Annotated in this window: 21 protein-coding genes and 3 tRNA genes; 15 read left to right on the forward strand and 9 right to left on the reverse strand. The window is 33.8% G+C overall.

Annotated features, from left to right (window positions below; all coding sequences use genetic code 11):
* The first annotated feature begins 40 nt into the window (after positions 1 to 40).
* The 3 genes from rimO to ACFX5E_RS07425 are packed head-to-tail and all read left to right on the forward strand — an operon-like array spanning position 41 to position 2,790.
* Complete coding sequence (rimO, locus tag ACFX5E_RS07415) at positions 41 to 1,354, forward strand: 30S ribosomal protein S12 methylthiotransferase RimO (protein ID WP_379854557.1); 1,314 nt, start codon at positions 41 to 43, stop codon at positions 1,352 to 1,354.
* Positions 1,355 to 1,393: 39 nt separating this feature from the next.
* Complete coding sequence (locus ACFX5E_RS07420) at positions 1,394 to 1,849, forward strand: hypothetical protein (RefSeq protein ID WP_379854558.1); 456 nt, start codon at positions 1,394 to 1,396, stop codon at positions 1,847 to 1,849.
* 38 nt (positions 1,850 to 1,887) lie between these two features.
* On the forward strand, positions 1,888 to 2,790 hold the full coding sequence (locus ACFX5E_RS07425) for an N-acetylmuramoyl-L-alanine amidase (RefSeq protein WP_379854559.1): 903 nt from the start codon (positions 1,888 to 1,890) through the stop codon (positions 2,788 to 2,790).
* Positions 2,791 to 3,081: 291 nt separating this feature from the next.
* On the opposite strand, the gene ACFX5E_RS07430 is transcribed toward ACFX5E_RS07425, so the two are convergent.
* Complete coding sequence (locus ACFX5E_RS07430; protein WP_379854560.1) at positions 3,082 to 4,128, reverse strand: outer membrane beta-barrel protein; 1,047 nt, start codon at positions 4,126 to 4,128, stop codon at positions 3,082 to 3,084.
* A 622-nt stretch (positions 4,129 to 4,750) separates the two neighbouring features.
* Between ACFX5E_RS07430 and ACFX5E_RS07435 the strand changes: the two genes are divergently transcribed.
* Together ACFX5E_RS07435 and ACFX5E_RS07440 are read left to right on the forward strand one after the other, a co-directional pair.
* Positions 4,751 to 5,059 carry a hypothetical protein gene (locus ACFX5E_RS07435; RefSeq protein ID WP_379854561.1) on the forward strand — a complete coding sequence of 103 codons (309 nt, stop codon included), beginning with the start codon at positions 4,751 to 4,753 and terminating at the stop codon, positions 5,057 to 5,059.
* A gap of 78 nt (positions 5,060 to 5,137) precedes the next feature.
* The gene (locus ACFX5E_RS07440) at positions 5,138 to 5,617 is read left to right on the forward strand and encodes a hypothetical protein (protein ID WP_379854562.1); all 480 of its coding nucleotides are present in this window, start codon (positions 5,138 to 5,140) and stop codon (positions 5,615 to 5,617) included.
* A 142-nt stretch (positions 5,618 to 5,759) separates the two neighbouring features.
* Here ACFX5E_RS07440 and ACFX5E_RS07445 read toward each other — a convergent pair whose 3' ends face one another.
* A complete protein-coding gene (locus ACFX5E_RS07445) occupies positions 5,760 to 7,118 on the reverse strand; it encodes an NAD-dependent succinate-semialdehyde dehydrogenase (protein WP_379854563.1) in 1,359 nt (452 codons plus the stop codon).
* A 143-nt stretch (positions 7,119 to 7,261) separates the two neighbouring features.
* Positions 7,262 to 9,400, reverse strand: a complete 2,139-nt coding sequence (locus ACFX5E_RS07450) for an ATP-binding protein (protein ID WP_379854564.1) — start codon at positions 9,398 to 9,400, stop codon at positions 7,262 to 7,264.
* 645 nt (positions 9,401 to 10,045) lie between these two features.
* Between ACFX5E_RS07450 and ACFX5E_RS07455 the strand changes: the two genes are divergently transcribed.
* On the forward strand, positions 10,046 to 10,585 hold the full coding sequence (locus tag ACFX5E_RS07455; RefSeq protein WP_379854565.1) for a flavodoxin domain-containing protein: 540 nt from the start codon (positions 10,046 to 10,048) through the stop codon (positions 10,583 to 10,585).
* A gap of 39 nt (positions 10,586 to 10,624) precedes the next feature.
* A complete protein-coding gene (locus tag ACFX5E_RS07460) occupies positions 10,625 to 11,119 on the forward strand; it encodes a nuclear transport factor 2 family protein (protein WP_379854566.1) in 495 nt (164 codons plus the stop codon).
* A gap of 68 nt (positions 11,120 to 11,187) precedes the next feature.
* On the opposite strand, the gene ACFX5E_RS07465 is transcribed toward ACFX5E_RS07460, so the two are convergent.
* From ACFX5E_RS07465 to ACFX5E_RS07480, 4 genes are all read right to left on the reverse strand, one after another.
* A complete protein-coding gene (locus tag ACFX5E_RS07465; protein ID WP_379854567.1) occupies positions 11,188 to 12,729 on the reverse strand; it encodes an acyl-CoA carboxylase subunit beta in 1,542 nt (513 codons plus the stop codon).
* A gap of 120 nt (positions 12,730 to 12,849) precedes the next feature.
* A complete protein-coding gene (accC, locus tag ACFX5E_RS07470) occupies positions 12,850 to 14,289 on the reverse strand; it encodes an acetyl-CoA carboxylase biotin carboxylase subunit (RefSeq protein WP_379854568.1) in 1,440 nt (479 codons plus the stop codon).
* A gap of 4 nt (positions 14,290 to 14,293) precedes the next feature.
* Entirely contained in the window at positions 14,294 to 14,779 is a 486-nt protein-coding gene (locus ACFX5E_RS07475; protein WP_379854569.1) for an acyl-CoA carboxylase biotin carboxyl carrier protein subunit, read from the reverse strand.
* Positions 14,780 to 14,881: 102 nt separating this feature from the next.
* Complete coding sequence (locus ACFX5E_RS07480) at positions 14,882 to 17,083, reverse strand: B12-binding domain-containing radical SAM protein (RefSeq protein ID WP_379854570.1); 2,202 nt, start codon at positions 17,081 to 17,083, stop codon at positions 14,882 to 14,884.
* A gap of 127 nt (positions 17,084 to 17,210) precedes the next feature.
* Here ACFX5E_RS07480 and ACFX5E_RS07485 point away from each other — a divergent pair, with 127 nt between their 5' ends.
* From ACFX5E_RS07485 to ACFX5E_RS07495, 3 genes are read left to right on the forward strand one after another with little or no spacing between them, the layout of a single operon-like run.
* Positions 17,211 to 18,098, forward strand: coding sequence for a sensor histidine kinase (locus ACFX5E_RS07485; protein WP_379854571.1), 888 nt, complete (start codon positions 17,211 to 17,213; stop codon positions 18,096 to 18,098).
* An 11-nt stretch (positions 18,099 to 18,109) separates the two neighbouring features.
* The gene (locus ACFX5E_RS07490; RefSeq protein ID WP_379854572.1) at positions 18,110 to 18,412 is read left to right on the forward strand and encodes a response regulator; all 303 of its coding nucleotides are present in this window, start codon (positions 18,110 to 18,112) and stop codon (positions 18,410 to 18,412) included.
* A gap of 51 nt (positions 18,413 to 18,463) precedes the next feature.
* On the forward strand, positions 18,464 to 18,847 hold the full coding sequence (locus ACFX5E_RS07495; RefSeq protein WP_379854573.1) for a helix-turn-helix domain-containing protein: 384 nt from the start codon (positions 18,464 to 18,466) through the stop codon (positions 18,845 to 18,847).
* Between the two features lie 58 nt (positions 18,848 to 18,905).
* Here ACFX5E_RS07495 and ACFX5E_RS07500 read toward each other — a convergent pair whose 3' ends face one another.
* Positions 18,906 to 20,492 carry an OmpP1/FadL family transporter gene (locus tag ACFX5E_RS07500; protein WP_379854574.1) on the reverse strand — a complete coding sequence of 529 codons (1,587 nt, stop codon included), beginning with the start codon at positions 20,490 to 20,492 and terminating at the stop codon, positions 18,906 to 18,908.
* A 46-nt stretch (positions 20,493 to 20,538) separates the two neighbouring features.
* Positions 20,539 to 21,552 (reverse strand): hypothetical protein, encoded by a 1,014-nt coding sequence (locus ACFX5E_RS07505; RefSeq protein ID WP_379854575.1) that lies wholly within the window; start codon positions 21,550 to 21,552, stop codon positions 20,539 to 20,541.
* Positions 21,553 to 21,653: 101 nt separating this feature from the next.
* On the opposite strand from ACFX5E_RS07505, the gene proS reads away from it, so the two are divergent.
* The 5 genes from proS to rpsT all read left to right on the forward strand — a co-directional run bounded on the left by proS (position 21,654) and on the right by rpsT (position 23,923).
* Entirely contained in the window at positions 21,654 to 23,132 is a 1,479-nt protein-coding gene (gene proS, locus ACFX5E_RS07510) for a proline--tRNA ligase (protein ID WP_379854576.1), read from the forward strand.
* 78 nt (positions 23,133 to 23,210) lie between these two features.
* Positions 23,211 to 23,282 (forward strand) — tRNA-Glu (locus ACFX5E_RS07515).
* 45 nt (positions 23,283 to 23,327) lie between these two features.
* A tRNA-Glu gene (locus ACFX5E_RS07520) sits at positions 23,328 to 23,399 on the forward strand.
* A gap of 42 nt (positions 23,400 to 23,441) precedes the next feature.
* Positions 23,442 to 23,513: transfer RNA gene (locus ACFX5E_RS07525), tRNA-Glu, on the forward strand.
* A gap of 158 nt (positions 23,514 to 23,671) precedes the next feature.
* Positions 23,672 to 23,923 (forward strand): 30S ribosomal protein S20, encoded by a 252-nt coding sequence (rpsT, locus tag ACFX5E_RS07530; protein ID WP_073207384.1) that lies wholly within the window; start codon positions 23,672 to 23,674, stop codon positions 23,921 to 23,923.
* Positions 23,924 to 24,002: the final 79 nt, after the last annotated feature.

Here is a 24,002-nt window from a genome sequence, read left to right on the forward strand (position 1 = left end):
TAATTTTGCAAAATTCCCAAATTATCGGGATTCTAATGTTATGAGAACTAAGTCGTTAAAAAAGAATAAAATAAACGTAATCACTCTTGGGTGTTCAAAGAATGTATATGACAGTGAAGTGCTTATGGGTCAGCTTCGCGCAAGCGGAAAAGACGTTACACATGAAGCACCAGAAGCCGAAGAAGGAAATATTATTGTAATAAATACCTGCGGATTCATTGATAATGCCAAGGCTGAATCAGTGAATATGATTCTGGAATATGCTGACAAGAAAGAAAGAGGATTAGTTGATAAAGTGTTCGTTACCGGATGCTTGTCTGAACGTTATAGACCAGATTTAGAAAAAGAGATCCCAAATGTAGATCAGTTTTTTGGAACTACAGAGCTGCCACAATTATTGAAAGCTTTAGGAGCAGATTACAAGCATGAATTATTAGGAGAACGTTTAACAACAACTCCAAAAAATTACGCCTACTTAAAAATTTCAGAAGGTTGTGACAGACCATGCAGTTTTTGTGCGATTCCATTAATGCGAGGAAAAAATGTTTCTCAAACGATTGAAAAATTGGTTAAAGAGGCGGAAGGTTTGGCAAAAAATGGCGTGAAGGAATTAATTTTGATTGCTCAGGATTTGACTTATTACGGTCTTGATCTTTATAAAAAGAGAAATCTTGGTGAATTATTAGAAGCATTAGTAAAAGTGGAAGGAATTGAATGGATTCGTTTGCACTACGCCTTCCCTACTGGTTTTCCTATGGACGTTTTGGAGATCATGAAACGCGAACCTAAGATTTGTAATTACATTGACATTCCTTTGCAACATATTTCAGATTCTATCTTGAAATCGATGAGAAGAGGAACGACTCAGGCAAAAACAACAAAATTATTAAAAGATTTCCGTGAAGCAGTTCCCGGAATGGCAATTCGTACTACTTTAATAGTAGGATATCCTGGAGAAACGCAAGAAGATTTTAACATCCTAAAAGATTTTGTTCAAGAAATGAAATTTGACAGAATGGGTTGTTTTGCGTATTCTCACGAAGAAAACACACATGCTTATTTATTGGAAGATGATGTTCCTGATACTGTAAAACAAGAACGTGCCAACGAAATTATGGAATTGCAATCTCAAATTTCATGGGATTTAAACCAAGAAAAAGTTGGTCAGGTTTTCAAATGTATTATTGACAGAAAAGAAGGCGGACATTTTGTAGGCCGAACTGAATTTGATAGTCCGGATGTTGATAACGAAGTACTTATTGATGCTTCCAAACACTATGTGAAAACTGGAGAGTTTGTTATGATAAAAATTATCGAAGCTACTGAATTTGATTTGTACGGAGAACCTGTTTAGATTTCTAATTCACATCCCAACCTTTATAAAATATTCAATATGAAAATAGTTCAATCGTTAGCTATAAGTGCTTTTGTGTTATTATCAATTCAAACTGTTTCTGCTCAATACGGAAATAATGGTTATGGTGGAAATGGTTATGGTGGTCGCGGCCGAATGAATAGCGGAATGAGTCAAGACAGAGGACAGGATAAACCAAGAGAAATTCCTGCTGAAGAAACGATAAGCAAAATAATGCTTAAATTAAAACCCGCAGTAGGCTTAGATGAACTTCAGGAAATTGCTATCTCAAATATCTTGTTGGAAAGCATCAAAAGACAAGGTGTTATTTTGAAACAAGAAACAAATCAAAGTGATCAGATGAAAGACCTTCAAATACTTTCAGAAAATACAGAAAGAAGAGTTATTGAGTTATTAAATGACGATCAAAAGGAAAAGTATAAAATCTTTTCAGAAGAAAGCAAAAATCCAAAAAAATCTAAAAAAAATAGATAATTCCTTCTGGGAACATAAAAATATAATCATAAATAAGCATGAGGAATTCTTTTTATTACCTAATTTTTGCAGTAATTATCACTTCTTGTGCACCTAATCCTTATAAAGTTAGCGAGAAAATATATAATAAAAAACTCCATGACTTAAAAGAAACCATTTCAAGTAAAGAATCAATTTCTTTACCATTGGTAAACAATTATAAAATCACCATTGACACTTTATATACCAACCAATTGCATAATGTCAAAGATTCAATTTCAAGAACTGGGCTTACCATTTTAAAAAATGGCGTAAACACAGAATGGATTAGTACTGTAAATTTTAATTTAAGAAAGCCTAATTTTATTATAATTCATCATACAGCACAAGATTCGTTACAGCAAACTATAAAAACATTCACTTTACCAAGTACGCAAGTAAGTGCTCACTACGTAATTAGTGATGATGGGAGAGTAATACAAATGCTGAATGATTATCTAAGAGCCTGGCATGGTGGAACTGGATCATGGGGAAAAAATACCGATATAAATTCTGCATCGATAGGAATTGAGCTTGATAACAATGGCACCGAAGTTTTTTCGGATGCACAAATTAATAGCTTAATGGCACTTTTAACTAAATTAAAAAAAGACTACAACATTCCAACACAAAATATTATTGGACATTCTGACATTGCACCCACCAGAAAAAAAGATCCTAGCGCATTATTTCCTTGGAAAATTTTGTCTGAAAATGGTTTTGGAATTTGGTCTGATGAAATAGTAGAAACGGCTCCTTTAGACTTTAATGTAGAACAAGGCTTACGAATTATAGGATACGACACCAAAAATCTTTCGGCGGCAATTATATCTTTCAAGTTGCATTATATTCAGTCTGAACTCAATGATGTGGTTGATGAAAATACTAAGAATATTATCTACTCGATATACAAGAAACAATAATTTATTAGTTTAAAATAAAAAAAACGGCTTTTTGAATGTTTCAAAAAGCCGTTTTTTTTATGGAACTATTTAACACCTTGAAAATCTCTTTTAGCACTATTGCACGCTAACAAAATCCTAAACTAACGTATATATACCAATGGTTTGATAAAATATTCGGTGTGACATTATACGTAATTTCATTACTCAAATAATATGCCCTCAATAAAGTTGCTTCACGAAAAAAAAGCTGCCAAAATACTTAAAAAGAATCTTGACAGCAAAAAAAAAAAAATCCTTTGTCTAATTTGATTAAAAACTGTACGTTGTTCCTAACAAAACATAAGCGTTAGAACTTGATGGACTTGAATTGCTATCCATAAATAGATCTTCAGATGACAGGTCAACTCTAATCTCAGGAATAATTGTTAAGTTTCCTACTTTATAATTCAAAGACAAAGTATTTCCGATAACACTTGATCCTGCAAGAATTCCAACACCAGGAGTAGCATTTTTCGCATCAAAATACTCTAACCTGTATGCCAGACTTACCGTTTGTTTCACGGCATAGTTTGCATAACCAACTAAAGCAAACCACTCTCCATCTAAAGAACTGTCATTATCATTGTTTGTCATTGCATACGTTCCGTTAAATCCTAAAGAGAATTTATCACTAATTTTTTTAGATCCCACAAAGTCGAATTGAGTTTTATTTTCATCTGAAGAAGGATTACTACTTCCAGATGTTACGTTAAAATAAGCACTTCCGGTATCACCAGCATAAGCGATTTGTCCGATAAATGTCTTTTGGGCTGAACCCGCTTCAATTGTTGATTTAAAATCCGTAGGATTCGTAATTCCCGCCATGAAACTGTACTTTCCTGAGGTATATTGAGCTTTTACCCCAGTATTAAAAAACGGACCGTAAGTAAATGCGTAGGACATACTGTAGTTTTTATTGTCAACAGCGTCTACTAATTCATACCCTAAGTGAGTTCCGAAGCTACCCCCAATAACTTTAAACTTATCAGAAAACTCATAGGTGAAATTTAATTGTTTAATCATAAATGTTGTTGCGTCATCATTATAAGTAAATTGAGCGGCTCTTTTTCCAAAACCTAAATCAACAAAAACAGAGGCTTTACCCATTTTATGAGATGCTTCAATAGAAGCCATTCCCAATTCAAATGAATTATGAGAATTGGTAAAACTTGTATAACTGTTGTCGATATTAGAAAAATCGTATTTGTAATATGCATCAGTGGAGCCTGCAAAAGTTGTAGCCGGAGCTGGCGCATCTTGTGCAAATGTCAGGGTTGTTGTTAGCATTAATGCTAATGTTAGTGCTACTTTTTTCATCTTAAATTAGTTTTAATTAGTAATCTGGTTGGTTTTTATTTTGGTTTTGGTTTTCTATTTTTATCCGTATTGTCGTTTTATTTTCACTATTTAACCCAATTTTAAAGCAAAAAAAGAAAAATAAATTTCTGATTTTGATAGGCAAAATCTTTTTTTATTGAGACGAATTTATTAACTTTTATCTTAGATGAAAAAATAATAATTACTTTTTTACCTCTTTTTAAAAAGAATTATTGATAACAAAAAATCATGATGAAATAATGAATATTCCATATTTTTAATTAATTATTTTAAACAATCAATAATCACATTTTACAACAAAACCCCTATTATTTACACACTTAAAATAAAATAAACCATTTGAATTTAAAAAAATCAATTAAAAACACATATTAAAAACACACAGCCCCTGTAAAAAATAGCCTTAAATAAATATTAATAATTATTGCTGTTTTTTAAAAATCAAAAAATAAGCTGTATCAATTCATCTGCTTTTGACAAAAAAAGCACTGAATTACCAATACAAGTAAATCCCAACGTCATCCTATAAAAGTGTCGATAATTTCATTTTTTTTCAAAAATTTTAATTTTGCCTAAATTCCTTTTTTACTATATTTACGACATGATTCGACTACTGGGCAAAACTTTTGCATTATTATTATTATTTATCACTTTCTCCTTTGTATGGGTAAGTGATCTATTTGCTATCCTAGCCAATGATAAAAAATATGATTTATGCGAAAAAATTGAAAAGAAGTCAGAAGAAAGCAATTTGGAAAACAAAACAAAAACACTTTTCCTGACAACATTTGAAAATGTCAGTTGTATAGAATACTCCTCGTTTGAAAATGATAATATCAATTCCTCTGACTTGTTCAGAGCCAAAGAATGTGCTTTAAAAAATATGACTCCACCACCAAAGCATGGTTAACTACTCCAGATTTTCTAAAAAGTATAAAATGGGCTTCAAAATAGCTTCATTAAATTTATCTATATTCAAAAAATAAAAATGAAAAATATATTCACAATGCTCATGCTAACAATAACGGCATCATTAATGGCGCAAACACATGAGATCACAAAACATGACGGAAAAACAATGGATGTAAACTTCATTAAAACAGAAAATAATTTAGTTTACTACAGCACTGCAGAAAGTAATGAGGAAAAGAAAATTAGCCAATTTGCAATTTCCCAATTGCATGAAAAATCAAAAAAAGAAGCTAAAACTATATCCGAAAAGATTACACTTTCTGGAAAAGTAGATTATCCGAAAGTAATTATATTGAAACCATACCAAACTGAAGGCTTAAAAGAATCTGGCGTTATCACGAGTTTTTTAGGTAGGACAAAGGGAGAAACTAATCAATCTTTTTTGGATCAAGCAGAAAAAAGGTTAAAACAAAATGCAGCTCTCAAAGGCTCTCAATTTATTGTAATTATTTCCGATAAACCTAAAGAATTGAAAGCCGTAATGTACACATATTAACAGAACATATCGTTATACAGGGAAGTTCTATAGCATCTCATTTAACAAAATAAAAATCGAGAACAGACTTGCGATTGCAATTGCTGCTCTCGATTTTTACATAAAATCATCACTAAACCCTTATTATAGATAACATTAGCTTTTATTCGATAATTACTGATTTCATGTTCATAAATTCTTTGATTCCTATTTCAGACAATTCTCTTCCGTAACCTGATTTTTTGATTCCTCCAAAAGGAATTCTGGAATCCGACCGCACCAATGAGTTAATGAAAACATTTCCGGCTTCAATCTTTCTAGCTAATCTATATGCATTTTCACGATCTTCCGTCCAAATTGCCGCTGCCAATCCATATCTATGGCTATTGGCAATCGCAACAGCGTCATTTTCGTCTTTGGCTCTAATTATAGTTGCCAATGGCCCAAAGGTTTCTTCTTGAAAAGCAATATTATTGGCATCCACAAAATCAATTAATGTCGGTTGGAAATTGCAATTTTCACGTTCTCCTCCTAGCACTAACTTAGCGCCTTGCTGTAATGATTTTTCTAACTGATGACTCAACTTTTCAGCCAAATCCAATCGGGCCAATGGTCCCATATTGATTCCGTCCTGCAAAGGATTTCCCTGAATTAAAGTATTTATTTTTTGTGCAAAAAGAGCAGCAAATTCATCTGCAACTTTTTCGGTGACGATAAAACGTTTGGCACAAATGCAAGCCTGGCCAGCATTTAACATTCTGGACTGAGTAGCAACAGTAGCAGCTTTTTCAATATCTGCATCATTCAAAACTATAAATGCGTCCGAACCACCCAACTCCATTACTGATTTTTTAATATATTTCCCAGCCAATGAGGCCACGGAAGAACCTGCCATTTCACTACCTGTCAAAGTAATACCTTGCACAATATCCGAAGCGATTACACCTTCAACCTGTGCAATATCTATGGTTATTTGTTGGAAAACACCCTCTGGAAAACCGGCTTCAAGAAATGCATTTTCAATCGCTTTGGCACAGCCAATAACATTTTTCGCATGCTTTAAAATCGTCACATTACCCGCCATAATTGCCGGCGCGGCATAACGAAGTACTTGCCAAAAAGGATAATTCCAAGGCATAATCGCAAAAACTGCCCCCATCGGGTCGTAAACCGACATGCTAGTAAAAGGAGTGTCGTACTTTTCGTCTTTCAGCATTTTTTCCGCATTCTCAGCATAAAAGTCACAGTTACCCGCTGATTTTTCCACTTCTGAAATTCCTTCGGATAAAATTTTACCCATTTCATTGCTAATAAGTAATCCCAACTTCTCCTTCTTCGCCATGAGGATATTGGCCAACTTTTTCATTTTATCAGCTCTTTCCTGAAAAGAAGTGTTCTTCCAATTCTTAAAAGCGCTTTCAGATAATTGCAGTTTCTGATTTAATTGAGCATTAGTCAACACTTTATGCTCCGCAATAATTTCTCTTGAAAAGGGATTTATTGATTTGAATATCGTTTTCATTGATTAAAGTTTAATGTTTGAACTTCCTTAAAAATCTATACTATTCAAAAAAAGGACACTCACTTTAGCGAATATCCTTTTTAGTATTTGGCTCGAAAGGCCAAAACTATACGAATTGGTATATTTATAAGAGAAAGAGTTATTTAAAGATACAACTCTTTCTTTTGTTTCTTTTTATTTTTTAAAACAAAAAAATCATCTAACAATTCAAATATTTTTTCTTTATTTAAAGGTTTCGTAATATAATTTTTAAAACCTAAATTCAGTATCATTTCTTTATCTTCGGCTGATGAGTAAGCCGTTTGAGCTATTACAATTAAATCTGGATTCGTTTTTTTTATAACTTTAAAAGCATCCAATCCATTCATTATCGGCATTTTTACATCCATAAAAACCAAATCTATATCTTTATTTACCCTACAGATATCAACCGCTTCTTGGCCATTATTTGCCCTAAGAACTGAATAATCCCTTAATTGCAAAATTTTCTTTAATAACAAGAAGTTTATATTATCGTCCTCAGCAATCAAAATCGTTTCATTTCCTGAATTATGAAAAAAACTAGCATTGCTCTTCTTCTTACTTTTCTTTTCAGATTCATCATAAACTAAAGGGATTTTAAAGGTAAAAACAGAACCATTACCAAATGAAGAGTTTACAGAAATTGTACCTCCTAACATTTCAATATACGCTTTAGAAATAGCCAATCCCAAGCCTAAACCACTTGATTCTGCATCAAAATGATCCTCAACCCTCAAAAACCTGTCAAATATTGCTTTGAGATTTTTTTCGTCTATTCCTCTTCCGGTATCTTTAACGATGAAAACTACGGTTCCATCATTTTCATTTACATCATAACCAAAGGATATTGAACCTTCATCAGTAAATTTAATTGCATTTGCTATTAAATTTACTAGAATCTGTTTTAACTTAGTTTCATCAGTAAGTAAATGTTTTTCAATTGGATTGGAACATTCAATAACATGAAAATCAATTTGTTTTTCTTTTGGAATGGTCACTTTTATTGTTTCATACAATTCCCGAATGCATTTATTAAGGTTAATACCTTTATATTTAGGCTTGATTTGATGCGCGTCAATCTTTGACATTTCAATAAGATCCTCAATAATTGAGACCAAATTAGTACCGCTTTTATTAATTATTTTCAAATACTCTGATTTTTCATTTTCATCTAAATCCGGATTATTCAACAAATCACTAAAACCTACAATAGCATTCATTGGAGTTCTAATTTCATGTGACAAATTAGCTAAAAAAGAAGATTTTAGTTTATCGCTTTCCTCGGCTTTGTGTTTAGAAATCTCTAGTTGTTTTCTTTGCTTACTATTTTCTTCAAAAAGATTCCCAATATATCCAAACTCACCTTGTATTCTTTTTAGACTAGCAATAGCAGATCGACTTCCTGTTTCCAAAATTCTAGTAACTAATTTCAAAGGATTATAAACCCAGCGCTTGGTGTAATACAAACAAATTAGAATATTAATTATCGAAGCAATTATGACTATGAAAAGAATCTCTTTTGCGTTTTTAAAATTTAGATTAAAAGCTCTTTTAAAATTTAATTTTGATATGACATTATTTTTATAATCGTTAAGATCTAAGTTTACAATAACTACATCTTTTTCAGTGGTGTCAATGTGATTTACATCCACTATGCTAACCTTCGAACTGCTTATTTGATTCAAGCTATCAAAAAAATGTTGGTCTAAAAGCCTAGCCATGAAAAAATAGCCTGAAGGATTCGATTTATTTTTTTTAGGATCATTTGATGGATGAATTGTTGCTCCAAAAACCTCAACTACTCCTTCAGGAATTCGTAAATAAAATCGAGTGAGTTTAGATTTATAAAGTTGTGACATCATCCCTTTTAAAATAAAATCATTCGTTTTAATCTTAGAAGATTTTGTTCTGTTAATCAACCGATTGTTTAAATCATAAACGCCTATATAATCCATGTTATACGTCTCAAATTGACTTGCAACAGACCTACTATACCAATTTTTATCTTTTGTTATAGTAAATTTCACCAATGCATCCCAAAATGTAACATCAATAATTGTAGCAATTGGTGTTTCAGAATTAAGTTTGAAAAGCGAATTAACTTCATTTGTATACTGGTTAAATGTAGTCGTATAAAATTGCTTTTCTTCTCTAATTGTATAAAGATAAAGCGAAACATAAAGCAGCAAAAAGAACAAAGATGTAGATACAATCAATAATAAAAGCTTGTAATACGTATTTATATTAATATTTTTTTTCATAAGACAACGGTGGTATTGTTGGAAAATAAATTCATCCAATTTCTTACAAAAAATTGTGATTTTTTTTAGAAGAAATATCTTAAACCATTTGCGCAAGTTAAACTTTTTTTGTCATTTTATAAAAAAAACTAAAAAGTAGTATCAGAAGCTTTGTTTATTATGAAAACGCCTACTATTATAACTACTAAATGATCTTATTTTACCTTTAATCATAAATATCAAATCGTTTAGTTCGTCCCGAAGTTTCGTGGTTGTTTATAACTAAATTGAACAGGAAATCATTATATCGTTTCTTATTTTTTGAAGGTGGTTTTAGTACCCAGGTCTTAATTTGAAATTATTCATGTTCTTACAAAAAGTAGTCATTTGTCTATTAAATTTATAAATTTAATAGAATAATAATATATATACTTACAAATCAGATCGTTATATAGATTATTTTTTTTGAATATTATACCATTTTAGCATAAAATTTACTGGATTAAGTTGTTATGATTTTGTCATTTCGACAAAGGAGAAATCGCATAATTTGAATGACTTGATGTGATTTCTCCTTTGTCGAAATGACAAATAGATACTGTTTTTATTCCAGTAAAAAGAAAGATTAAATGGTATCAATTCTATTTTAATCTAAAAATAAAAATCATGAAACTACTTATTCTTTATGGAACTACAGAAGGGCAAACCCGCAAAATTGCCTACTTTATGGAAGCAATTTTACAGAATGCGGGACACCAAGTAACAATTGCTGATACCACTGCCGAACCACCAGCACCGGAAGAGTACGATGCTGTTATAATTGGTTCTTCCATACACATGCACAAATACCAATCTGCTGTGAAACATTATATTAGAAAACATGTTCCCGAGTTAAATCAAATGCCAGGCGCCTTTTTCTCCGTGTCCCTTGCTGCAGCATCAGGTCTTGAGGATGAACATCGCGAAGTTCAAAAAATAACAACTGATTTTCTGGAACAAACGGGTTGCAAGCCGTTGATGACTTCCCAAATTGCAGGCGCACTGAAATATACCGAATATGATTACTTTAAACGTTTAGTCATGAAAATGATTTCTAAAAAAGAAGGGGGTGCAACGGATACCTCAAAGGATTACGAATATACTCATTGGGATGAAGAAACAAAATTTATAAATGAATTTGTAAAAAAGACATCTCAAAAGCCTTAATTTATGTATTTTAGATTTTTATTTAAAAATAAATTACTTATGAGAAAAAATGACCCTTCCTATTTATTAATCTTAATATTCGCAATTACAACTTCAGTTTGTACTGCTCAAAAAAATAAACCTAAAGAAACTGCGTACAAATATATTCCTGACAATTTAGAATTATATAACACCATCGTTGCCATGGACAGCACCTTTTTTCAAGCATACAATACTTGTGATTTAGATAAACAGGCTTCAATTTATTCGGATAATATCGAATTTTACCATGATAAAGGAGGACTAATGACTTCTAAGCAAGAACTATTAGATGGTACTAAAAAAAATATCTGCGGTAAAGTAACTAGGGAATTCGTAAAAGGAAGTATTGAGGTATATCCAATTAAAGATTTTGGAGCTATAGAAATGGGGCTCCATAAATTCCATAACAATACTGAAAAGGCTGACACACCATCCCATGCCAGTAAGTTTATAATTTTCTGGAAAAAAGACACTAATAACTGGACAATTACAAAAGTAGTCAGTTTACATTAGTGTTCTTTAAATAATAATTAAACAAAAAAACCACCCTCATTAGGTGGTTTTTCTATTTCTATAAAATATTACAATGGAATATTTCCGTGTTTTCTTTTAGGTGTTACACTCTCTTTATTTTCGAGCATACTAAATGCTTTGATCAATTTGCGTCTGGTGTCTTTCGGTAAAATTACCTCATCCACAAAACCACGCTGTGCTGCGGTATAAGGATTAGCAAACAAATCCGCATATTCCGCTTCTTTTTCCAACAGTTTTGCCTCATGGTCATCTGCTTCGCTAATTTCTTTTTTAAAGATAATTTCACTTGCACCTTTGGCTCCCATAACGGCAATTTCAGCAGTAGGCCAAGCAAAATTCATATCTGCACCAATGTGTTTTGAGTTCATTACATCATACGCACCACCATACGCTTTACGAGTAATGACGGTAACTCTTGGAACAGTAGCTTCACTCAGCGCATACAATAATTTAGCACCATGAACTATAATTCCATTCCATTCTTGATCAGTTCCCGGTAAAAACCCCGGTACATCTACCAAAACCAATAACGGTATATTAAAAGCATCGCAAAAACGGGTAAAACGAGCTGCTTTTATGGAACTTTTTACGTCTAAACAACCTGCTAAAAACATCGGTTGGTTAGCTACAATTCCTATGCTTCGGCCTCCCAATCTGGCAAAACCCACTAGGATATTTTCGGCATAGTTTTTATGAATTTCAAAAAACGAATCTTCATCAATAATTCCACCAATAACGCTGTGCATATCATACGGCTTATTTGGATTATCAGGAATAATATTCGATAATTGCTCGCGGACCTCATCCCCCAATTCATAGGGTAAATTCTGAGGCGTTTCTTTATTGCTTTGTGGCAAATAACTCAACAATCGTTTTAAATCCTCCAGACATTCCACATCATTCGTCGAAGTACAATGCGCCACTCCCGACTTAGTAGAATGTGTGCTTGCCCCACCCAATTCTTCCGAAGTAACGGTTTCATTGGTAACGGTTTTCACTACGTTTGGCCCAGTAACAAACATATAACTGGTATCTTCAACCATCATCGTAAAATCTGTCATGGCAGGAGAATAAACGGCTCCTCCGGCGCAGGGTCCCATAATAGCTGAGATTTGCGGAATAACTCCAGAAGCTTGCACGTTTTTAAAGAAAATATCGGCATAACCGCCCAAAGAACGAACACCTTCCTGAATACGTGCTCCACCAGAATCATTCAGTCCAATCATTGGCGCCCCCATTTTGACTGCCATATCCATTATCGTACATATTTTTTCAGCATGTGTCTCGGATAATGAACCTCCAAAAACCGTAAAATCCTGAGCAAAAACATAAACCAATCTTCCCTTTATCGTTCCATATCCAGTAATGACTCCGTCACCATAATACAGTTCTTTATCCATTCCAAAATCAGACGTTCGGTGTGTAACCAACATCCCGATTTCTTCAAAAGAACCTTCATCCATCAAATACTCAACGCGCTCTCTGGCTGTCAGTTTTTTGTTGGAATGCTGTTTTTCTATACGTTTTTTGCCTCCACCTAAATGTGCTTCGGCAATTTTATTGTTTAATACTTCTATTTTGTCTTTCATACTATTCTTTTTTTAACCGCTAATTCGCTAATTTTTTATCTAATTTTATTTAAAGCTATTAAGAAAATTAAGTTCTGTTTTTCCAAATGAAACGCAATCTCTTAACGGTGGATAAATATTTTACTTAGGTAAGCGTACGATTTTTTGATCTTCAAAATATTGTTTCATAGCCACAAGAGCGGCAATTTCGGCTTCTTTAGTCATTTGGTTTTTCAATACATCAGCATTATAATATTTCTTTACAAAGTGGGTATCAAAATTTCCGGAACGAAATGCTTCATGTTCAAAAACGAATTTCCCGAAAGGTAAGGTCGTTTGTACACCTTTCACATGGTAACCATCAATCGCTTTTAGCATCAATTGAATTGTTTCCTCACGAGTTTCTCCAAATGTGATTAGTTTAGCCAACATGGGATCATAATAAATAGGAATATCCATGCCCTGCTCAAAACCATTATCGATGCGAATATTTTCGCCCACAGGCAATTGATATACATCTAAATGACCTACGCTCGGCAAAAAGTCATTCATTGGATCTTCGGCATACACACGCAATTCTAGAGCGTGCCCTTTTATTTTTAAATCTTCTTGTTTGATCGTTAATTCCTCACCTCTCGCCACTCTGATTTGCAGTTCCACTAAATCAGTTCCGGTAATCCACTCCGTAACGGGATGTTCTACTTGCAAACGCGTATTCATCTCCAGGAAATAGAAATTATTATTTTCGTCCAATAAAAATTCTACCGTTCCTGCTCCTAAATAATCACATGATTTGGCAACCAAAACAGCTGCTTCACCCATTTTTTTACGCAATTCCGGCGTTAAAACCGACGAAGGCGCTTCTTCAATCACTTTTTGATGACGACGCTGTATGCTGCATTCTCTTTCAAATAAATACAAAATATTTCCATGACTGTCCGCCATAACCTGAATTTCTATATGTCTCGGCGAAGCCACATATTTTTCTATAAAAACGGAACCATCACCAAAAGCAGCTATAGCTTCGCTAATGGCGCGATTCATTTGAGATTCAAAATCGTTCTCGCTTTCTACCACACGCATTCCTTTTCCCCCTCCACCAGCAGAAGCTTTAATCAAAACAGGAAAACCAATTGCTGTTGCAGCCAGTTTTGCTTTTTCGATATCGGTAATTGCCTCGTCTAACCCGGGAACCATTGGAATATTATATTCTTTAACGGCCTCTTTGGCAGCTAGTTTACTGCCCATAATTTTTATGGCTCTAGACTTTGGGCCAATAAATATGATGTTGTTTTTTTCGGCTTCTTCGGCAAAATCAGCATTTTCGCTTAAAAATCCATAACCGGGGTGAATGGCGTCCACGTTTAAAGCTTTGGCAACTTCTATAATTTTGCTTCCTAACAAATACGACTGACTCGAAGGTGCTTCTCCAATCCAAACGGCTTCATCTGCAAATTTTACGTGAGGTGCATTTCTATCGGCAGTTGAATAAACTGCTACCGTTTTAATGCCCATTTTTTGCGCAGTTTTCATCACCCTGATGGCAATTTCCCCTCTATTGGCAACTAATATTTTTTTCATAGTCTTATTCGAATTCAATTAACAACTGTCCTTTATCTACTGCATCTCCCATAGCAACCGAAATCGACTTGATAACACCATCACGGGGAGAAAGGAAACTGTTTTCCATTTTCATAGCGCCAAGAATTATTAAATTGTCGTTTTCTTTTACCTCTTGTCCCACCACAACACTAATTTCCAGAATTAACCCTGGCATAGGCGCTTTGATAAAATTGACTTGTTTGGTAAGACCAACTTCAAATCCCATTTCTTTGATCAGAATATCCAATGGATTCGAAATCGCTACAGTGTAGGTGTTGTTGTTTACCTTAACGGTATAGCTTTTTTGATTGAAATCAGAAGTTACGATTTCAGCTTTATAAGGTGTGTTTTCATGCAATACATGGAATTTATTTGTTTCCACACTAACCGCATCTAGCTGTGAAACATGATTCTTTTCAACATCAAAATGAAAAGTGTCATTTACATTTACTTTATAACCAATACTCATAAGTACATTTTTTATTGGTTGTAAAAATAAGTAAAGAAAACGTTTGCGTAATCTAAAAATTAAAGTTTTATGCTAATTTAATATAGTTATAGTAAAATAAATTTACAACACTAACAATCCGAATTCTCGTAAGGTTTTAATTGGTTTTGAGTACCAAAATAATTCAAAGTCTTCCAATTGTATTTCGAAATCAGTTTTTATTTCTTGAAAGGTATAAATTTTAGCATTAGAAACGGTGATTTTCAAAAGGGTTTCTACGAGCCATTCTCCTTCTTGCTTATTGGTTTGAATCTTGAAGCTTTCTTTCTTATCATGGAAAGTCATAGTCATCATTTCCCAAGAATTCCCTTTTTTGGATTTGTTAAAATGTTCTACAAATGGCTTTCCTCCTAGCCAAACGATTTTGGCCGTCGGTTTACTATTTAAATCATTTTCTACTTGTAAAGCATCAAAAATAAAATCAGGGGAAATTTTGGTCTTTGGGATTTTAAACTCAAACCAATCCTGCAGTTCATAATCAAAACAGATTCCGTGCATGAAGTTGAACAAGGATTTATTGAGTCCAAAACTGAATTTATCGTGGTCAATTCCTGTTGAATCGATATAATTAATATCGTTATTGGCGAAAGTTCCAATAACTTCCGTTTCTTTCACTACGCCAAATTTCTCTGGATATAATCCCACTGGACTGTGTGCTGTCATGGCAAACTGATGCCAAAATCCAGATTGCAGCACGCCCACTTCAAATAACTGACGTACCATTTCTAGACTGTCTACGGTTTCCTGAATAGTTTGAGTAGGATAACCGTACATCAAATACGCATGAACCATAACGCCTGCTTCGGTAAAATTTCGAGTAACTTTCGCCACTTGTTCCACCGTAACGCCTTTATCTATTAGCTTTAATAATCTGTCCGAAGCAACTTCCAATCCTCCGGAAACAGCAATACAACCAGAAGATTTTAAAAGCAAACACAAATCTTTGGTAAAGCTTTTTTCGAATCGAATGTTGGTCCACCACGTCACAGCTAATTTTCTCCGCAAAATTTCTAAAGCTAAAGCACGCATCAAAGCCGGAGGAGCCGCTTCGTCAACAAAATGAAATCCGTTCTCGCCTGTTTGGGCAATCATTTCCTCTATTCGGTCGCACAACAAATTGGCAGCGACCGGTTCGTATATTTTTATATAATCCAAAGAAATATCACAAAACGTACATTTCCCCCAGTAGCAACCGTGCGCCATGGTAAGTTTATTCCAGCGTCCATCGCTCCACATGCGGTGCATCGGATTCACAATTTCGATAACCGAAATATATTTATCCAAAAGCAAGTCCGAATAATCGGGAGTCCCCACTTGAGATTGTTTGTAATCGTGTTTTAGGGAATTATTTTTATAAACGACTTTTCCATCTTCCAGAAGAAAGGTTCGTTTGTATTGCTTCTCGACTGCGCTCGAAGTGACCGCATTTATAAGTTCTTCAATTGGCATTTCACCATCATCCAGCGTGATATAATCAATGAACTCAAAAACGCGCACATCCGAAAGCGAACGCAATTCGGTATTTGGAAAACCGCCACCCATTGAAATTTTAATATTCGGATAATGCTTTTTAACCCATTGAGCGGAACGAAAAGCCGAATATAAGTTTCCTGGAAACGGAACCGAAATCAAAAACAATGTTGGCTCAGTATTTTCTATTCGCTCTTTTAGAATTGAAAGCAAGATTCCATCAATATACGTTGGTTCTTGTTGTAAAGCTTGGTACAATTCATCAAAAGAATTGGCTGAACGTCCCAAACGTTCCGCATAGCGGCTGAAACCGAAATTAGCATCGACACATTCTACAATAAAATCAGAAATATCTTCTAGATACAAAGTCGCTAAATGCTTGGCTTTGTCCTGTGTTCCCATAGTACCAAAAGCCCAATCCAATTCTTCGAGTTGTGCAAATCGAGACGCTTCCGGCAAGAAATCTTCTTGACAAATTTGAAGCGCCAAGGTTGGATTTTTTCCTTGTAAAAAAGCAATTACAGAATCAATAGTTTTTAGATATTCGCCTTGTAAAGCATAAATACGCTTACAATTATCTGAGATTTCTCCCATATTAAACTTTAAACTTGCAACCGTAAACAAATCTTTTAATCCTACTTTCGAAAATAATTTCAAAATCACTTCAATCCCCAAATCTGCCTGAACGGATTCAATGCCTTTAGTATTCAGAAACCCCTTGATATAAGCGGTTGCCGGATATGGTGTATTCAGTTGGGTAAAAGGCGGCGTGATGAGAAATAATTTAGTTTTCAAAAGGAATAAGTTTGGTGCAAAAATAAGGGATAATTCTGTTTTTTCCACAAAAGTAAAAGGCTCATTTTCATTTATTCTTTGGATTCAAGTATAAAATATAGCTTTTATAAATATAAAAAAAAAGACCGTGCTTGAGATTAATAATTTAACAAAACTAAATAATAAAAAAGTTTTTGAGTTACAAACAGATTTTGATGTTGCGATAAAAGATAAGAATATTGCGGCTTTAGAACAAGAAAAAAAATCTGATTTAAAAGAAAAAAATAACCAAAGTGAAAATCTATTATTTGTCTCAGTTGCTTTGTTTTTTGCTTTTTTGTTTTTACTTTTTTACATAAAAAACTATAAAACAGTAAAAACAAAAAACCTCATTATTGAAAGTGAAAAGTTACTGGTAAAAAAATCCCGTATAGAAAAAGAAACATTACTTAAAGAAATTCACCACCGTGTTAAGAATAACTTGCAACTGGTAAAGAGTTTGCTTAATATACAAGCCCAGAAAGAAAATCAAAATGTAGAAGGGTTTTTGGCTGTGAGTAAATCGAGAATTCTCTCCATGGCACTCATACATGAAAACTTATACCAATCTGAAAATTTGAATGCGGTAAATTTTAAAGAATACATTCATAACTTAACACAAATTATTTTAAACGCTTACGAAACTGAAAATACCGTCATAAAGTTACAAATTGAAATGGAAGAAGCGTATTTTGACATTCAAACTGCTATTCCTTTAGGGCTTATCATAAACGAGTTAGTAAACAATGCCTACAAACACGCTTTTGTTAACAAGTCTAGTGGCTGTATTATAATACAACTTATTCCCACAGGAGCCAATTACGAACTCTTAATCCGTGATAACGGTGTGGGAATAACCCAAAAAACCAGTTTTATTAAAACACTGGGATTGCAACTGGTTGAGGAGCTTGTTTTTCAAATAGATGGCAAACTAAAAGTTGAAAATAATAATGGGATGCAATACATTATTGAGTTTCAAACCAGCAATACGGTATAAAACTACAAAACATGAATAAAAAAATACTAGTTGTAGAGGACGAATCACTAATTACTTTAGATATTAAACTTATTTTTGAAAAAGAAGGATATGAGGTAATTACTAATATAAAAACTGTCGAAAATGCTATTGCTAGTATCATTGAGCACAATCCAATACTTGTGCTTATTGATATTAATTTAAATCAAAATAAAGATGGTGTAGATTTAGGGACTTATTTACTGGCCAAAAATACAATAACGTATATTTATATTACATCTTTTTCAAATGAGGTTGTATTAGATAGAGTTATCCACACTAGGCCGCATGGCTAAATTGTAAAACCTTTTAGAGTAGAAAATTTAATCACGACAATATCTGTAGTATTGAATAATTTTAAACATAAAAACATAGATACACTTCGAACGGAAAATCCAACCAAAGAAGTAATCCCTAAGAAAGTAAAAAACCTAGTAGAATTTATTAATGCAAATATTGATAAAAAACTGGAAGTAGACCAATTGTTACAAGTTACCAATTGGACAAAACGACATTTAACACGCGTTTTTAAACAGTTTTTAAAAACTTCTCCATATCAGTATATTTTGATTAGAAAAATAGAAAAATCTAAAGCTTTATTAAAAGAAACAGAAATACCTATAAACGAAATTGCTTTTGAATTAGGATTTCAAAATTATAGTAGCTTTTATAGTGCGTTTAAAAAATTAAATGAAGACACACCTAATAATTATAGAAAAAAAAATCGTTAATTTATCTTCATCTTTTTACAAGTAAATGAACATTTTACAATGGTCCTTTCATTTTTAATTACAATTCAAACGCTAATGTTAGCGAAACATTGTTGTTTATTGCATCTATTCTTGCGCCATCAGTAAATCCTTGACCAAAAAATCCTTGTTGGGAATTTCTTTTGGCATACGAATAAGCTAAGTCTACTTTGGTTGAACCAAAACTGTATCCTAAACCTGCTGAATAGCCAGTCAAATCACCAATAGTCACTTTGTTTTTATAAGGACTTTGTTCGTAACGATATCCTGCTCTTAAGCTCAAAGACTCAATTTTATATTCAGCACCTATTCTTAATTCTCCGGTAGTATCCAATATCGAATTCATATCGTCGTTTAGGGTATTGAAATAAGGATCATTTTCTGGTTTGAATATAGTATTACTGTAATTTTTCATGGCATAATCGATACTTATTAAACCCGATTTTCCAAAAACATAGGCAAAACTTCCGGTCAATTTGCTAGGTGTTTGTAATTTATAAGCTTCGTAAATATTGACTACCTGAGGGTCTACAACATCAGATGGTAATTCTCCACCTGTATTAGCACTCACAGCAACAAGGCTTTGTGATAATTCATCATTCAGTTTGTACCAAGTTGAAGATTCATAAGCCAACCCCAAACGAACTTCATTTGTCAATTTTGCAATGGCTCCCACTTGAAATGAGAATCCAGTACCGTAAGTATTTAAGTCATTATTGAATTGAATTCTTGAAACGTTGTATTCATTAGTTAATGGTGCATTATTATCTTCGTAAAAACGAGACGATCTTTGATAATCTGTAAAATGCGAATTTAAATTTAATCCGATGTACAATTTATCTTTGTAAGAAGTGGCTGCGTTAAAAGATAACTTTCCATTGTAGCCTGTGCTGTAAACCGAATTTTCCTGATAATAATTTCCTCCGGACGGAACATTTGTTATGTATGGACTGTTTGGGTCATTTATATCAGCAGCATCGATTATAAAACCTTGATTATAAAATGCTATCATTGCTTGTTGGGCATCAAAACCGTTTAATCGAGGAAATTGGCTGTTAGGTAAATTACTTCCTAAAAAAGAGTACAAATCAGCTATGGATTCTCCTGGTTCTCTATTCACAAACTGCTGCGGAACAGGCGCTCCATTATTGCCGTTATTGGCATAACTCAAAAAATATTGATCTATAGAATTGTTTGGATTGGTTCCTGCCGAAAACAAGGCATTATCAAAATTATTGGTATTTTCATAATTTATTGCCAATGAAAACTTTTTCCAATCACTGTTTGAATTTTTGTTATTGAAAACAAAAACAGCTCCAGCCTGATTCAAATCAAATGTGTTCTGTTTCTCGGTTGTTGCGGTGCCAAAATAATTGGACTTATTTTTGGTGTCAAAATTACTTAGGGTTACAGTTATTTGGTTATTTGATAAAATAGCCGAACCTGCAGCATTTACATTTATAGAAGATAAATCACCTCCAAGCGCCCCAAAAGCCCCACTCATTGCTCTAAAACGAGCAGTTCCGTTCAAATTATCCTGCGAATAACGCATCGCGTCAGAGATTTCTTGTGATTGTGCAACGCTTGCAGTTAAGCCAAATGCGAATAAGAGTATATATTTTTTCATGTGTTTCAAAAATTTTAATTGATACTAACGAGGTAAAGAAATTAAATTATCCTCTACCGCCTCTTCCACCAGATGATCTTCCGCCACCGCCAGAATTACTAGATCTAGAGCTGCTGTTAGAGCTTGGACTGTATGATCTAGAATTGTTGTCGTTTCTAGAAGCTGGTGTGTACGATCTTGTGGGCGTGTTGCTTTGGTTACGAGTGCTATTAATGTTGTCTCTTCTGTTTGGAGTGCTGTAAGATCTGTTTTGTGATTGTCCTTGGTTCCTTGAAAAAGTAGGACTTGTTCGATTCAGTCGACTAGAAGGATTTCTTCTAAAATCGGTATTGTTATTTACTCTGTAATCAGAGTTTACAGCTCTACTATTAATAGTATTGCTTTGTGTTCTTGTATAATTTCCAGAATTTCGATTGCTATTTCCAGAATTTGCATACGAAGATCCTCTACGGCCTATATTGTGAGAGTAGACTCTGTTATTATAGTTTGAATACCCCCAATTGTTTCCATACCAATTGTTCCAACCCCAATCGTTACCGTAGAAATTATTCCAACCCCAGTTATTCCAACCGAAACCAATGTTGCTTCCCCAGCCAAAACCACCGTTCCATCCCCAATTATTTCCATACCAGTTGTTCATTCCCCATCCAAAACCACCATTCCATCCCCAATTGTTTCCGTACCAATTATTCATTCCCCAACCAGTATCGTATACATTAATACTTATACTTTGAGGATTGCTCCCCCAACCGGGATAGTTATAATCGTTTTCTTGCAACGTATCATTCTCTACATTATAATCATTGTAATTATCAACATCTGTAAAGATTTCAACAGGTTGATTGTTGTTTAGTAGTGACCCAAAGTAGTCCTTGTATTGATTGTTTGCTGCATTTTGAGTCTGAGTAACAACTGTTCTATTGGTGGTATTACCATAAATCCCATCAGAATCATAGTAAGAGCTGTTATGGAAAGAGCCACAAGATGTCAATAGGACGCTCAAAAATCCAACAATGTAGTAAATTGACGTATTTCGGAAAGGAAGAGTACTAGTTTTCATATCTATGGAGTTTTTTATTGTTGGACAATACAAAAATAGTTAGTTTTGCGGAACTATTTATTTAAAAGTATTAACGCAAAATTTATGCCAAACTATTCAATATGGGTAAGAACTTAACTACAAGAGCGGAAGATTATTCAAAATGGTATAACGAATTGGTTGTCAAGGCCGATTTAGCCGAAAATTCAGGAGTTAGAGGTTGTATGGTTATCAAACCTTACGGATATGCGATATGGGAAAAAATGCAAGCGGAGTTGGATCGAATGTTTAAAGAAACTGGGCATCAAAATGCCTATTTTCCCTTATTTGTTCCAAAAAGCATGTTCGAAGCCGAAGAGAAAAATGCAGAAGGATTTGCAAAAGAATGTGCTATTGTAACGCATTACAGGTTGAAAAACGACCCGGATAGACCTGGAAAACTTATGGTGGACCCAAATGCAAAACTAGAGGAGGAATTGATTGTTCGTCCAACAAGTGAAGCAATTATTTGGTCAACTTACAAAGGATGGGTGCAATCCTATAGAGATTTGCCTTTATTGATCAATCAATGGGCTAATGTTGTGCGATGGGAAATGAGAACCAGATTGTTTTTACGTACCGCAGAATTTTTATGGCAAGAAGGCCATACTGCTCATGCTACAAAAGCAGAAGCTGTTGAGGAATCAGAAAAAATGATGCATGTGTATGCTGAATTTGCTGAAAATTTTATGGCAATTCCGGTTGTAAAAGGTGTCAAAACGGAAACAGAACGTTTTGCAGGAGCTGAAGAGACTTATTGCATCGAAGCCTTAATGCAAGACGGAAAAGCATTACAAGCGGGAACATCTCATTTTTTAGGCCAGAACTTTGCAAAAGCCTTTGATGTGAAATTTGCTAATGCCGAAGGAAAGCAAGAGCATGTTTGGGGAACTTCTTGGGGTGTTTCGACTCGTTTGATGGGAGCTCTGGTAATGACGCATTCAGATGATCAAGGATTAGTTTTGCCTCCTAGTTTAGCTCCGATTCAAGTGGTGATTGTTCCTATTTATAAAACAGATGATCAATTAGCTGCAATAAGAGCTGAAGTAAATGTTTTGACTGCGGCTTTACGCAAATTAAATGTATCTGTGAAATTTGATGACAGAACCACTCAAAAGCCTGGCTTTAAATTTGCCGAATGGGAATTAAAAGGGGTTCCTGTTAGAATTGCCGTAGGTCCTAAGGATTTAGAAAATGGAACTTTCGAGGTAGCAAGAAGAGATACTTTAAGTAAAGAAGTAGTTTCTAAAACCGGAATTGAAATTTATATCACTGATTTATTGGTGCAAATTCAAAAAGATTTATTCGATAAAGCATTAAATTATAGAAATAATCACATTACGGAAGTAAATAGTTTTGATGAATTTAAACAAGTTTTAGACACTAAAGGAGGCTTTGTATCAGCTCATTGGGATGGAACTGCAGCCACTGAAGAGAAGATTAAAGACTTGACTAAAGCCACCATCAGATGTATCCCTTTGGATAGAGTGGAAGAGGCGGGAAGCTGCGTTTTTACTGGGGGTGAGTCTGTAGGGAGAGTCTTGTTTGCGAAGGCATATTAAAAATAAATAAATTTTTTTGCATCTACTATTGTACGTTTCAAAAATAGTTGTATTTTTGCATCCGCATTAGAGAAGCAGGGCCCGTTCGTCTATCGGTTAGGACGCATGGTTTTCATCCATGTAAGAGCGGTTCGATTCCGCTACGGGCTACTATTTTTTTGCAGATTAAAGTTATTCCAGATTTAAAGGGAAAATGGCCCGTTCGTCTATCGGTTAGGACGCATGGTTTTCATCCATGTAAGAGCGGTTCGATTCCGCTACGGGCTACAAATTCAATTGTAGCAGATTGATAAAAACTTAGGAGGATAAGGTCCGTTCGTCTAGGGGTTAGGACGCCAAGATTTCGTCTTGGTAACAGGGGTTCGATTCCCTTACGGACTACAATTAGTTGTAAATAAGTTTTGTAAAACAGAGGTTGGTGTCTCCAATCGTTGTTTTATTAGTTAAAACCAAAGTGATTGATTAACAATTGTGGGAGGTTTTTCTTTTTTAACTAATAGTTTATAACAATTATTACAATTAAAAAAAAATAAAGTAAAATGGCAAATCATAAATCAGCGCTGAAAAGAATTAGAAGTAACGAAAAGAGAAGAGTATTAAACAGATACCAACACAAAACTACTCGTAATGCAATTAAAGCATTAAGAATAGCTACTGATAAAGTAGATGCTACTTCTAAATTGTCAAATGTAATATCTATGATTGATAAATTAGCTAAGAAAAATATCATTCATGATAACAAAGCTTCTAATTTAAAATCTAAATTAACGAAACACGTTGCTAAATTGTAATTAATATAATTTATCTACATATAAAGAAAGCTTCCAATTGTATTGGGAGCTTTTTTTATATGGTATTTTTATTAGATTT

This window comes from Flavobacterium xylosi (genome assembly GCF_042787345.1).
In the GTDB taxonomy this organism is placed as follows: Bacteria; Bacteroidota; Bacteroidia; order Flavobacteriales; family Flavobacteriaceae; genus Flavobacterium; species Flavobacterium xylosi.